This is a genomic window from Paenibacillus sp. SEL3 (assembly GCF_054602585.1).
The window spans coordinates 6,268,155-6,282,061 of record NZ_CM137725.1 but is presented as its reverse complement, the minus strand read 5'-3'; the positions used below and the strand labels follow the sequence as shown (position 1 = coordinate 6,282,061).

Genomic DNA, 13,907 nt, shown 5'->3' with positions numbered 1-13,907 from the left:
AAAACATCGATCTATAGCTATTCAGAAGGTGCTATCACTTCCTTCATTACTAGATAACTCCGTTCTCAGTAGATGGAGAAATACTGACTTGAACGAAATTGAGCTTGGTTTAACCGATGTGTTAATTCTCCGAAAGACAGCAATCTCTTTCATGGAGAGTGTCGGTTCAAGCCATATACAGTTTGAAATCGATCCAATTATATTGGATCTGAATCAAATACCTCCACCGGATGATTTTATAATTCAAGTTGTATGGAACTCAAGTCAAAATGAGATCCTTATGGAACTACCGAGTGGAGTAGAATACTTAGAGAACTTTGACCATGGTTGGTTCATAAAAGGAAACCAAGTCTGGCATCTTCCTGATTGGACCTCAGTAGATCGAAGCTGGGTATTCAGTAAAATTCAACCCGCTCAACTTCCTTTTTTGCTGACGAATATTCTACCAGATATGATTAACAGAAAGCTTCCAGTATATAGTCCTATCATCCTAGAATCCCAAGAAGCAGTACATTTTCATATTTATGAGTTTGGTCCAGATGCTATTCAGTTAAGAGTAAACGTGCACGTCGATATTCCAAAGCGAATTCCTGGTCTAGAAGGTTATCTCTTAGATGGAAACCATCTATACCCCGGTCCGCATCCAGCTCACTTGAATGATTTCCTGTCTAAGCACCCTGAAGACGAAAATGGGCTAATTTTTCTTCAAGGGGAAGATATACCCAATGTAGTTGCACAGATCGAAGGGGAATGGAAGAGATTTACCTCGGGCGATGTTCAAGGATTACTACAAGCCCATCCTATTCAGAGCGCAATTAAGCTCATCCTTGCAGCATCGGTTCAAATTAATAATGGCATAGGCCAAGTCACTGCAACGCCTATGCTTAAGGTTGAAGGTGTCCAGATGAGCGCTGCTGCAATCTCCCGACGATTGAAACCCAGATTGCAATACATAAGGAATGGATCGGGATGGATTGCGGTAGATGATTTAAGGCGAGTAGGTATCGGGTTTATGGGACGCGCTGTAAATGGTCTCTCTTTAGATAACGTTTTTTCTTTAGGAGCTCGGGAAATTCTCGAAAGAGGAGGCTACCGTTTAGAAGGTCCCTGGAGCAAAATTGAGTTCCCTGAGTTCAACTGGCCACACCAATCAAGCACCCCTGTATTAGAGCATCTTCAATTTCTGGCACATTGGGGCCTGAATGGTGGAGTTAAAGGGGGACAGGTCATTTGGGGGAGTCCTCTTCTAGAGTATCTCTTTCAACTAATCACTCAGTTTCCTAAAGTGCAAATCCTCATGGTTGGCACCAAGGTAATGTTAGAGTCATTAAAAAAGCAATGCAGTGATACGTTTAATTTCACGTGGATCACGTCGTTGGCCGAAGCGAATCGACTTCAACTGGAGGACGTTTCCTATATTGCAGTGACACCAAGTGTTCTGGGCAAGCAAACCGATTTAATAAAGCAGAAGTACGATTTGCTAATTATGTTGGAGCCGGATCTTATAACAAAAAGTACAGACACCAAAATATACGGAACACTCTCATCCATCAAGTCTCGGTGCAGATTTTCCTTGTTTTCAGATGCCAATTACCTTGAGCAGAGTAATGTGAAATCAGCGCATGAAATGCTATTGCAACTCCATTCTGCAAGCGAGCAGCGCTGGACCATTTTTGATCAGAACGCCCCGCTTGCCTTACTGCCAGAACCCTATCAGATGAAGGTGAATACAAGCGTGAAGAATAGCTCAGATGATCTCTTTTTCTCAGAGTTTGACCTAAATGAGTCCAATGAAGAGGACGTGGGAATTAATATACCAGCAAGCACAATCTCGTTTCAGGAACGCACCGTGAAAGTGTCAGTAGAATACGAATCTCGAGAGCAGCAGTTTGTGGAACAGGCCGAGTCACTTGCCGATCGCAACGGTGAACCAGCGCCTTTTGTTCAATTCATGAGCTACTGGCCTACGTATCAGGACATGACTGACTCCCAACAAAAATGGTATTTTTACTGGAGATCGGAAGTCAGGAACATGAGATACCCAGAGACGGACCTATCCTATATTTTTATGCATATCTATGAGCTCATTAATGGAGTAGGATGGGCAGAGCCAAAGCATGGACTATTCCAGCTTACACAGCTACTGATCCACTATGGTGAAGCTTATCGTCAACTTGAGAACTACTTATTTAACTGGATATATGATTTTGCGTTAGTCCACCAGTTAACAAGTACAATTGGGGAACTGGATGTATTGACAAGGAAGCCGGATAGGCTACCTGGAGAGTTTCTTGCAATGGAGTTATTAAGCAAGTTCCAGGAATCTCCGCTTCAGCTTTCATTGGATATGCTATTAAGCTTAAGCAATTATGATATGAAACGAAGCAGATTCTACTTGGGAGAAGGAAAGGATGATCTTGAATTCTATATCCCCCGTATTCTCGCCGTTGTGGATGGCTATATCAGTAAAATACACGACGTGCGTCTAATAGATATGTTTTCTCCTGGTGAAATGCTAGTGACACAAAGATACCTGTTTCGTAGTGCAGTATATAACAATAGACTTTACGGCAGCACTTTTTCCGTCAGTCATTTGCCCATTTTAGATCATGAACCATTACGAGAATATATTACTCAGATTATCAAATTTGCCGAGAATAAACTCCGTGAATACCAAGGCTTTAAGGGACGGTTAAAAGGGAGTTCCTTGGAACCAGAAGTGGAGACACTAATTGATCGTTACTTAGCCAGAGAGTATGCCAAACAGTCTATTGCAACTGCCATTCAAATTGATACTGATAAACTAGCACAGCTTCAATTGGATACAGAGTATGTGCGTGAGATGTTAACGATTGAAGAAATAGAAGATCCACTCGAGACATCAAATGACGCTCATATGTCGGCGGAAGTCTCGCATGAGTCGGAACTAGTCACCCATTTACAATGTGCTGCTGCAGAAGAAGCACAATCACTGGATAACTCTGTAGAGTCTTCGTGGGATACGGCAGACCTTGGAGAGGAATGGTTACTCTTGGCGGAAGCCTTGAACGAAGTCCACTTCAACGCTTTGGCAACACTAATGAGCGATGCACCCGTAATAGAACTAAGCCGATTGGCAGAAGAGCATGGAACGATGCCAACACTTCTTATCGACGAAATTAACCAAGCCGCGATGGAGCATATTGGAGATTTGATCGTGTCAGAAGATGGTGTTGTGGAAGAGTACCTAAATGATGTGAAGAATTTGAAGAGGTGAACAGAATGTTGGAACAAAATATGAGCGCACAAAAAATACCTAAGAGACTTACCACGGCCCTTGTGAACTCTCTGACTGCCGGAGTAGTACCGCGGATAGGACTCGAGCATATCGCAGTTGGCCGTAGAGCAGAGGTTGAAGCCATTTTAAGAGACATGGAGAATATTGCAGAGGGAGGGGCGGCCTTTAAGTTTATTACGGGCCGTTACGGGAGCGGTAAAAGCTTTCTTCTGCAGACGCTTCGGAATTATGCAATGGATCGAGATTTTGTGGTAGCGGACGCTGACCTATCTCCAGAACGAAGATTTGTGGGAACGAAAGGACAGGGCCTAGCCACCTATCGTGAGCTGATGATGCATTTGTCCACGCGGACACGACCAGATGGGGGGGCCCTGGAGTCTATTCTTCAGAAGTGGATAGCTTCTATCCAACAAGAAGTGATGATAGAAAAGTCACTTCGTCCTAATGATCCTGCTTTGAACGTTGAGGTGGAGCAGAAAATTTTCGAGATTACAACGGAGATGCAAAGTCTAGTGCACGGATTTGACTTTGCCCGAGTATTGTCCATTTACTGGAATGGCTACAAGCTTGCTGACGATCACCAAAAGCAGTCTGCTCTTCGCTGGCTCAGAGGGGAATTTCCAACCAAGACGGAGGCCAAAAGAGAGCTGAATGTGGGTGTCATTATTGATGATGAGAACTGGTATGAGTACATCAAACTCTGGGCGGAATTTGTTTCGCGAATCGGTTATAAGGGCCTTCTTCTCTTTATAGACGAAGCAGTTAATCTATACAAGATAAGCAATAGTATTGCCCGACAAAGCAACTATGAGAAGCTACTCACTATGTTTAACGACACAATGCAGGGGAAAGCAGAAAATCTAGGGATTTTCATAGGCGGGACGCCGAAATTCGTAGAGGATGAACGAAGGGGACTATTCAGCTATGAAGCTCTTCGCTCCCGGCTGATTGAAGGAAGATATGCGAATCAAGGCTACTTGAACTATACGGGTCCGATTCTAAAGCTTGAAATGCTGTCTCATGAAGAAATTCTTATTCTACTGCAGCGTTTGACTCAAATTCATGGTCAGCATTTTGGATACAGCTCATCATTAACGAATGAGGACCTTATTTCATTTATGCAGACAGCCGTAGGACGACTTGGTGCTGACCAGTTACTCACACCACGGGAGGTAATCCGGGATTTTATGGATCTCCTTCATACGTTGCACCAGAATCCTGAGGTTTCGTTCGCACAGCTCGTTGGGGAGAGGTCAGTTGCCCCCGCAGAATCAGATCCGGATGAAGTCAATGACTTTCTGTCGGAGTTTGAATTATGACGCAACATCCATTTCATCGGCTCGCTCCATTTTTGCAGGAGTTCATTTATAAGAAAAAGTGGAACGAGCTACGAGCTGCTCAGGTAGAAGCGTGCCGGATATGTTTTGATACTCCACATCATCTACTGATTGCCGCAGGAACGGCTTCGGGAAAAACAGAGGCTGCTTTCTTTCCCGCTCTTACTGAATTGCATGAACGACCTTCCCGGTCCGTAGGCATTTTGTACATTGGTCCTTTAAAGGCACTGATAAACGATCAATTTGAGAGACTTAAGGAATTGATACAGGGATCACCTATCCCCGTATGGCATTGGCATGGGGACGTACCCCAATCCGAAAAAACGAAGCTGGTGCGCAGTCCCTCCGGAATTCTGCAAATTACGCCAGAATCGTTGGAAGGGCTACTGATGAACCGTCCCAGTGCCATTCCTAGTCTCTTTGGAGACCTAAGGTATGTGATTGTAGATGAGGTACATGCTTTTATGGGGGCAGACCGTGGTATTCAGGTGCTAAGCCAGATTAACCGTCTTGAGCGCATGACCGGTGTGAAACCACGTCGAATTGGATTATCGGCCACACTGAGCGACTATGATTCAGCCAAAGCATGGCTGGGGGCTGGAAGCCAGCAAGCAGTGGAAGTCGTGTCCTCTTCAGCTGTCCGCAAGCTGCGGCTACGAGTAGACCATTTTTCATTCCCGGATGCCCGTGATGAGGAACAGGCAGTACAACTGCAAAATGCTAAGAAAGCTTACTATAATCACATTTACGAGAGCACCTATCTCAAAAAAGCCCTGATTTTCACCAATAGCCGTTCAGATGCTGAATTGACTACGCTAGAAATGAGAAGGGTTGCTGCGCAACGTCATCAACCAGATGTGTTCTATGTCCATCACGGCAGTATATCGGCCATGCTTCGAGAGGAAGCAGAGAATGCTCTGAAAAGCGATCCAGGCCCCGCTGTAGCTGCTGCAACGCTAACACTGGAGCTTGGGATTGATTTAGGTGAATTAGAGCGGATTGTCCAGCTTGGTGCTCCTTATAGTACATCCAGCTTCGTGCAGCGGCTTGGCCGCTCCGGCCGGAGGGAGGATAAGGCATCCGAAATGATGTTTGTCATTCATGAGGAAGAGGACGAAGAGGCTCCACTCCCGGCTCGAATTCCCTGGACCTTGCTACGGGCAATTGCCGTCATCGAGCTATATGTCCGGCACAAGTGGGTAGAGCCTCTGGAGACTCGCAGGCTCCCGATCGGGACAATGTACCATCAGACCATGAGCATCCTAAAAAGCATGGGAGAAGCCCAGCCTGCTGACTTAGCGAGGGCGATATTAACGTTACCTTTCTTTAGGGGAGTAACTCCAGAGCAGTATAAGACCTTTTTAAATTATTTGATTCAAACAGACCATATTCAGTGGACAGAGGATAAGAACTTGATCATCGGTCTCACAGGTGAGAAAATCGTTAACAATTTTCGATTCTATGCGGTGTTCAAGGATGATGAGGAACACTCCGTCTACAATGGGTCTGAAGAAATTGGTTCCATCACCACTGTCCCACCGCCAGGTTATTGTTTTTCTCTTGCCGGCAAGCTGTGGAAGGTAGTGGAGGTAGATACAAAGCACAAAGCTGTATACGTCAAAGCGGCTAAAGGGAAGGTAGACACGTTATGGCTTGGATCTGGGGGAGATATTCATACTCTGGTTACGCAAAAGATGAGGGATGTGCTGGCGGGCGAGGAAATCTACTCATATCTCTCACCTGAAGCTGCGAATCGTTTGGAGCGGGCCAGACGTCTGGCAAGAGAGAGCGGATTGCTCAAGGAGATTGTGATTCCGGCAGGAGGCGATTCCTTGTTCATTCTTCCCTGGGTGGGAAGCAAGCAATTTCGGACCATGGAGCGTTTAATCAAACATACACTTTCCACTAGGCTTTCATTACGATCAGTCGTTCCTATGGAGCCATACTATTTGATTGTATCTGGGCGATGTGATGCGCCAACACTTTTACGGGAAATGATCCTTGCATGTAAGAACTGTAATGAGGAGCAACTGCTCGAAGACAAAGAAGCCCCGTATTTAGGGAAATATGATGAGTTTGTAGCACCAGATTTAATACGAAGAGCATTTTTAGCAGATGGACTGGATCTAAAGGGGCTAGCAAGAAGTCTGGTGTGAGAATCTGTAAAAGTCCCGATAGTAAAAAAAAGAACAAGTGGATAACACGGAGGCTTTGGACGGCATATGCCGTCCTTAGTAACCTCATGCCCAATATACTACATATTTATTTTTTTATTTATTATTCTTATTTTGTTTAGTGCTTCGTTATCAAGGTCTAGTTTTAATAAACTATATTTATCAGCATGAGTATATTTCAAACCTAAAATAACGTTATTGCCGTTAAATGATTATTTAAATCAGAAATGGTCTCAGACTTAAGGATGTATTCTAGCAAAGCATCCATTAAGAAGGGTGAAGATCAATGAGCTTACACCTAAAATCACAAAACCCTCATCATATGAGTTGATTTTAGTATTGAAAACGGCCATTAAAGAAAATATTAACGCTAGGGTACTTATAAAAAGCGAAGCTAATGAATTATTTAAATTAGACTTAATACTAGTGCTATTCATAAGGAATTTAATGCTATCCTGCTTTTGGGTAAGGATATCTAATGATTCATTTCTATAGAAATCTAGAAGAACATTAAGCATTTTATCTGAATGAAGATATAAGTCATTGCTACTTTTTAAATTTTAAGTTTTTCTTATGTGTTTTTTCAATGGCTGTCTAAAGTTTATTTTATAACTATGTACAAGTGGTATGTTTTTTGCGTGTTTTAACATTGCGCTTATTAGCATAGCAAGTATTAGAATCATACCTAAAGTGTATATCAATGTTAGCACCTCCTTTATTGATATATCGACATAAATAGAGTCTTCATTAAGAATCTTCTTAAACGGTGTTGAAGCTAAAACCTTCAAAATGAATCATGCTGAATTAATAAATTCGGAATTATTACAATAGTGTTATGTGCAATCTCTTTATACTAGAAAGATACTCCAGTATAGATGTAAAATGAGACAGTGAACGAGCTAAAGCCAAAAAGCTTAAATACAAGATAATCTTATAACAACATAACATAACATAACATAACATAACATTATGAATTCTAAAGCAGCCTCCCAAGAGAAAATACATTTATTTTGGCGACCTGGAAGAAGAAAAGAGGTAAATTTCGCATGAAAAAATGGTACAAGGATCGTATCGACGATCGTTACATATATGGTCTGTTTGACTCGATACCTGAAGTTACAGGAGTCTATATTGGTCAAACAACCAATGTGGAGCGCCGATATGCTCAGCATTTAGAACATGCTTCAAATGCATGGGTGAAGGAACAAATCTCAAGTGGAAGATCGCCAAAGCTGGTCATACTTGAAAAGGCTCGAACTAGTCAATATGAAGCTTATCAACTCGAAGTGGTTTGGGTCCAGGTAGCTTTACAGCAAGGTTTCACGATTTATAATACAGATGCTGATTATTTGGCTGCATTGAGATTATGGAAACAGCTTGAACCTCTTACGAAAACAAGACAAATGCCTAGACTCGACCAAACAAAAGACTTTCAAATGAAGGAAGATTCAAATTTGCTTGAACATCTTCATCACAGTTGGATTCGGCTAATCGGAGAGAAATAAAAATTGCTGGACATGCCAATTAATACGCTGTTCTTCGTGAGGGCGTTTTAAAAACATGCTGATCGATCTGATCATCCTTATTTCTAGCTTGCATACCTGCTAGAAAAAGAATGTTTTCGTTAGGCCGGTTTAAGGAGCCAACACATCTCGAAAATCAATAGTAACTTTCGTAGTTTTACTATCAGAATTTTCGAAATTTAATACTCATCTGCCAGCTTGTTTGTTCCTAAAAATATGTTCTGTAGTCATGTGTTTACTAGCTTAAAAAGCGCTTAACCCATGAATTAAATTAGGGATAGTGTTAGTAGATATAAGATAAGACAATTGAATATGAACGATTAATGTGAGATAATATGTCGAGAACATAAGTTCTTAATTATAAGAATAGGACTGTGATACATGGGGAAAGCCATTGATGCAATTAATGCCGGTATGACGTATCAAAATCTTTATTTTTGGTTTTTTGCATCCGAGTTACTACATAACAATACCAATATTAAAGAAGTATACTACGAAGATGATCGTGTTAAATCTCTTGATGATGTTGTAGTTGAGTATTTCGAACCTATAGCAGGGGAATATGATATTGCAGACGAAATCACCATGGACTTCTATCAGGTCAAATATCATGTCAAGAACACACATTCAATTGAATTGTTAGACCTCATTAATCCTTCTTTCATTAACGCCTCCACGCACTCGTTTTTAGCTCGTGTACGCGATGCTCTAACGAAAGGGTACACCAACGCTCGTTTTCATTTAATAACACCCTGGAACATAAAAAATGATGATCTTTTAGAAACTTTATTGGATAATTATCACAATAAATTAAATTTGAATGCTTTTTTTGATGGGAAACCAAGAACTAAAATAGCTCTAGCCCGAAGAGCCATGATGGAACACCTCGGTTTAGACGATGAAGAAGAGCTGCGGAAAATCCTGAGATGTATTCGTATTCAGCATAGTAAACCCGGCATTTCTATTTTAATCAGAGATTTACTTAATTCAAAATTAATGCTCGCTGGGCTTAAACCCATTGATTTTAAAGTGCTCGTAAATCCCTATAACGATTTAATTGTTAATTGTGCAAGCAAAGGAAGTAAGCGTTTCAACAAGGAAACTCTCTTGAATTTGTGCCAAAGAGAGGGACTATATACGGGTCTACAATTAATCATAGACGAGATTCCTGTGGGCATTCGCAGTTTCCTTTCTCATGCAGAAAAATTGGAGGAAGAAACTAGTCACTTACTATGTCTTTGTGACCACTTCGATGGACGGCTAATTAAACTTGAAAAAACCTGGAACGATGATATTGCACAGAAGTTAAGAAAGTTCACACAGGGAGTATTTTCACCAGGCAATGCCTACTTACTTCAACTCAACACACACCTTTCCATAACATTTGCTTTAGGGTTAACCTTAAATCCCAAATCAGGAGTTAGAGCATTTCCAGTTCAGCGCGGAGACGGCTTAATTGCATGGATTCCGGATGTACATTGCCAGGACCAAGGCTATTCAGCTTTCATTGAAGAGGTTTTAGATAGTACTTCAACTGAAGGAGATACGATTGTTGCCATTAGTGTAACTCGTGATGTAAAGCCTCATGTTGAGTGGCATATTGAGAATACTCAACTCCCTGTGAAGACCTTTTATCATTTTCGTATGCCATCAGAAGGATTTAAAGCTGTCAAGGATGGTGCGCATGCCTGGAAACTAGCTGAGCAAGTAATCAAAGCTTTAGACAAACGCAATCCAAATCAAAGAAAGGGTAAAGTTCACTTTTTTATTTCAGCGCCTAATGGTTTTGTTTTCTTCCTTGCTCAACAAGCTGCAAATATTCCGGAGATTGTTCTATATGAACATAACTTTTCTGGCGATGGATCATATACCCCTTCTTTTTTGCTCCCTTACTAATAAATTGGAGGTCTTGAAATGAATATTCCAACTTATTTTGCGAGATTTCTTAAAGAAATTCGACTAACAGGTAATCAAGTGAATGATCTGATTACAGGTCACACCACTTTAAGGAATAGATTAGAAGAAGACGAAGAAATGTCGAAGATAATTGTAAGTACGTTTCTTCAGGGAAGTTATCGAAGATCAACCGCTGTTCGACCAAAAGGAGAAAGCCGCTCCGATGTGGATGTCATTGTAGTAACAAAATTGAGTATGGAGGAATACAGCAATCCAGAAGATGCTCTTCAAGTTTTTGTGCCGTTTATGGAGAAGCACTATGCTGGTAAATACAAAATTCAAGGTCGTTCAATAGGAATCTCTTTAAGTTATGTTGACCTAGATGTCGTCATTACGGCAGCACCTTCAGAAAGTGAAGAAGGAATTCTGGAGTCAAATAGTGTCACCGATGCTCGTGCACTGGAAGAGATTGAAACATGGACCTTAAAGAAGTCATGGGCAGTCCTTGGTGAAACGTTGGATTCAAGCTCTGTATGGAAGACCTATTCCAACGCAAATGAACCTGAATGGAAATCGGTTCCTCTTTGGATACCTGATCGAGAGGCTAAAGAATGGAAACAAACAGACCCTTTAGCTCAAATTAAATGGACACAAGAAAAAAATAAATCTTGCAATCGTCATTATGTTAATGTAGTTAAGACTTTAAAGTGGTGGAGAAGATTGAATCATTTGCCGAAATATCCAAAGGGTTATCCTTTTGAACATTTGATAGGCTTATGTTGCCCTGATGATATCGGTAGTGTCGGACAAGGAGTAACTGAAGTCTTAGAGGCCATTGTTAACGATCACCCAACAAAGCCTTTTATGGCAGACCATGGTGTACCTTCCCATAACGTCATGGGAAGGGTTACTGATGAAGAATACGATGAGTTCTATAAGCTTATCCAAGAAGCAGCTGTAATTGCTAGGAAGGCTACAGATGCGACCACAGTAAAAGAAAGTGCAGAAGAATGGAATAAACTTTTTGGCTCTAAATTCCCTACATCAGAGGCAACAACCGACAAGGACAACAGGGCAAGTGTTGGATTTTCAAAAAGAGATAATCCGACAACTCCTAATATTGTAGGTGGACGTTTCGGATGATTAATTCTGTCCCTGAACGTATAAATACTGGATGTATTCAACTTGAAATTATGGATGGGTACCAGCAGCTTGAAGAGGTATATTGGATTGCAAGGCTTAAGAGTTGGGTTCTTCATTTTAGCTTAAAGGTATCTGGGCTAGATATAAATTCATCAATCCCCCAAACGACGCAGTGGTATATGCTTATCGATCCGCTTTATCCGAGGGGATCGATAAGCATATTTCCTGATAAAGTAAATAGTATAACCCTTACCTATAAACATATGAACGAAAACATTGAAAAGGATTACCTTCCTTGGAGGTTAGGAAAGATCTGCACTGATTGGGATATCAGTCAACTGGAATTACTGTCTGATAGTGACGAGCTCATGGATGAAGAACAGCGCATTAATTGGCATGTCCAGCGACTGAAAGAGTGGCTGCTTGCTGCTTCAATTGATTCTTTAGCCATCCCAGGAGACTATTTCGAATTGCCTCATTCTCATTTCGAACCGAATTTTTCAGTGGTTTTTGCAGAAGAACAAAAGCATATTCAAGTATGGAACGAAACAAAAATTAAATCTGGTCATGTATCTCTTAAAGAGATACATGAATATCGTAACACCTTATTTGTGTCGGCTTTCTTTGGTAAAAAGTCAGAGGTGATCCATACATATGATTGGGGGAAACTTATCAGAGCTGATTCAAATAAGCTATTCCACGGTATATGGGTACTCCTTCCGTTTCAACCAATAATACAGCCTTGGTCTTATCCAAGAACCTTCAGAGAGCTGGAAACAATCTGCAAAGAACACCATTTTGATCTCTGGAATGAAATTTATGAACGTATGAATATTTTCAGATTAGAGGGCCGGAATTTTTTATTAATTGGATTTCAAATCCCTAAACTTGTTGGGGGAGAAAACACAGTCGTCCACTGGATCAGTTTTGAAGTCGGCAGGTTAACTAAAAAAGTGAAAAAGATTAATGGATTTAGAAAAGCAAAAGATTACTATTTCCTTCGTGATCGCTTGAATCAGTTAAAGCCTGAACGAAAATTAAAATATGTCCGTACAGAGAACTGGAGTAAGGAAGCAATTCTGAGCAGGGGGAGTTTAGATGAAAAAGTCCAGAGGGATGGAGCCGTTTTAATCGGTGCTGGTGCACTCGGTTCAGCTATTGGGGAATTACTATCCCGAACCGGTATATCAAGAATCCTGGTCTGTGATGAAGATATTCTAAAAGCCGGTAACCTTTCTCGGCATACACTTGGCATAAATCATCTATATATGAATAAGGCGGAGGCTTTATCTAACCGGATAAATCATAACAATATACACGTCTGGTCCTCGGCTATAAATGAACCTTTTCCGAATTTGTCTGAGGATGAGGTGGATGTAATAGAGGGATATGACGTAATTATTGATACGACAGGTAGCGATGCAGTTATTGATCACCTGTACTCTTTCGACTGGACTCTACCGAAAAGATTCGTTTCTGTATCCCTTGGGTTTGGAGCAAAGAGGATTTTTATTTTCCTATCGAACAAACATCCTTTTCCTCGCAAAACTTTTTATGATCTTATCAAACGATGGATTGAGTTAGAACAAAACGAAAACAAGGATAAAATCTTACCTAGAGATGGAATCGGATGTTATCATCCTTTGTTCCCAGCTCGGTCAGATGATATTTGGGTTATGGCTGGATTAGCAATAAAAGAGATGGAACTATGGTGGCTCAATCCATTCGGTCCCAACATATTCGCTGTCTATGAACAACAACAATTAAATGGCATGCCAGCAGGTGTTATATTGAAGCATCGCGAGGTGTTTTAATGCTCGTTCATAAGTATAAAGATATTGAGAGTGGCCTTGAAGTTGAGTTCTGTGAGGAAATCTTAGCGTTTATATTGGCTCAGTGCAGTTCAAGTGGGTATCTAGAAACTGGAGGCATTCTGGCTGGATATTATGATGATGCATTGAAAAAAGCCGTTATTGTAAAGAGCAGCGCTGCACCCAGAGACTCCAAATACACAAGAACTCGATTTTACAGAGGTATTGAAGGTTTAAAAGAGTGGCTCGATTCGTTATGGAAAGTTGAGAAGGCATTTTACCTGGGGGAGTGGCACTTTCATCCTTTTTCCTCTAGCAAGATGAGTACCATTGATTCCAAACAAATGATCTCTATATCTTCCAATAGGTCGATGAATTGCCCTGAACCTATTTTGCTAATTATTGGGGGAGATCCTACAAGTCATTACTCAATGTTCATAAGTGTTTTTATTAGAGGTAAGCCGCCAATCGATCTAAGAGATTATTCATCTGTAACCCTGTAACTATACTGAATAAATGGTTTGTTATGGAGAACAATGAGCTCGAATTAATTGAAACCCTGATTAAAGCCTGTATAAAGAAGAGGATGACTTCCTCGTTCCGAGTCTTTCCCTCTAGCAGTGGAATGGGAGGGGATTGTATTAGTGGCTACATTACTGGCTTGGTGTCGAGGTACAAGAACATGATCACATTAAAAGTCGCTAAATAGCGGCTTTTTGGCTTTATTGATGCAAGTTCTTATCCCG

Annotated in this window: 8 protein-coding genes; all 8 read left to right on the top strand. The window is 41.2% G+C overall.

What is annotated here, in order from left to right; all coding sequences use genetic code 11:
• Positions 1-88 precede the first annotated feature (88 nt).
• The 8 genes from ACYCS5_RS28265 to ACYCS5_RS28230 all read left to right on the top strand — a co-directional run bounded on the left by ACYCS5_RS28265 (position 89) and on the right by ACYCS5_RS28230 (position 13,664).
• The gene (locus ACYCS5_RS28265) at positions 89-3,256 is read left to right on the top strand and encodes a TerB N-terminal domain-containing protein (RefSeq protein ID WP_459760524.1); all 3,168 of its coding nucleotides are present in this window, start codon (positions 89-91) and stop codon (positions 3,254-3,256) included.
• Positions 3,257-3,276: 20 nt separating this feature from the next.
• Entirely contained in the window at positions 3,277-4,596 is a 1,320-nt protein-coding gene (locus tag ACYCS5_RS28260) for an ATP-binding protein (protein ID WP_103744610.1), read from the top strand.
• Positions 4,593-6,770, top strand: coding sequence for a DEAD/DEAH box helicase (locus ACYCS5_RS28255; protein ID WP_459760523.1), 2,178 nt, complete (start codon positions 4,593-4,595; stop codon positions 6,768-6,770). The genes ACYCS5_RS28260 and ACYCS5_RS28255 overlap by 4 nt, the downstream gene beginning before the upstream one ends.
• Before the next feature lie 1,064 nt (positions 6,771-7,834).
• Positions 7,835-8,293 carry a GIY-YIG nuclease family protein gene (locus ACYCS5_RS28250; RefSeq protein WP_459760522.1) on the top strand — a complete coding sequence of 153 codons (459 nt, stop codon included), beginning with the start codon at positions 7,835-7,837 and terminating at the stop codon, positions 8,291-8,293.
• Positions 8,294-8,692: 399 nt separating this feature from the next.
• On the top strand, positions 8,693-10,207 hold the full coding sequence (locus tag ACYCS5_RS28245) for an SAVED domain-containing protein (RefSeq protein WP_459760521.1): 1,515 nt from the start codon (positions 8,693-8,695) through the stop codon (positions 10,205-10,207).
• Positions 10,208-10,225: 18 nt separating this feature from the next.
• On the top strand, positions 10,226-11,350 hold the full coding sequence (locus ACYCS5_RS28240; RefSeq protein WP_103744590.1) for an SMODS domain-containing nucleotidyltransferase: 1,125 nt from the start codon (positions 10,226-10,228) through the stop codon (positions 11,348-11,350).
• On the top strand, positions 11,347-13,164 hold the full coding sequence (locus tag ACYCS5_RS28235; RefSeq protein WP_459760520.1) for a ThiF family adenylyltransferase: 1,818 nt from the start codon (positions 11,347-11,349) through the stop codon (positions 13,162-13,164). The genes ACYCS5_RS28240 and ACYCS5_RS28235 overlap by 4 nt, the downstream gene beginning before the upstream one ends.
• Positions 13,164-13,664 carry an MPN domain-containing protein gene (locus tag ACYCS5_RS28230; protein WP_459760519.1) on the top strand — a complete coding sequence of 167 codons (501 nt, stop codon included), beginning with the start codon at positions 13,164-13,166 and terminating at the stop codon, positions 13,662-13,664. Before ACYCS5_RS28235 ends, ACYCS5_RS28230 begins: the two co-directional genes overlap by 1 nt.
• Positions 13,665-13,907 lie beyond the last annotated feature (243 nt).

Excerpts from the sequence above, each read along its gene's own strand:
- ACYCS5_RS28260 (WP_103744610.1), top strand. The coding sequence starts at position 3,277 with ATGAGCGCACAAAAAATACCTAAGAGACTTACCACGGCCCTTGTGAAC.
- ACYCS5_RS28255 (WP_459760523.1), top strand. The coding sequence starts at position 4,593 with ATGACGCAACATCCATTTCATCGGCTCGCTCCATTTTTGCAGGAGTTC.
- ACYCS5_RS28250 (WP_459760522.1), top strand. The coding sequence starts at position 7,835 with ATGAAAAAATGGTACAAGGATCGTATCGACGATCGTTACATATATGGT.
- ACYCS5_RS28245 (WP_459760521.1), top strand. The coding sequence starts at position 8,693 with ATGGGGAAAGCCATTGATGCAATTAATGCCGGTATGACGTATCAAAAT.
- ACYCS5_RS28240 (WP_103744590.1), top strand. The coding sequence starts at position 10,226 with ATGAATATTCCAACTTATTTTGCGAGATTTCTTAAAGAAATTCGACTA.
- ACYCS5_RS28235 (WP_459760520.1), top strand. The coding sequence starts at position 11,347 with ATGATTAATTCTGTCCCTGAACGTATAAATACTGGATGTATTCAACTT.
- ACYCS5_RS28230 (WP_459760519.1), top strand. The coding sequence starts at position 13,164 with ATGCTCGTTCATAAGTATAAAGATATTGAGAGTGGCCTTGAAGTTGAG.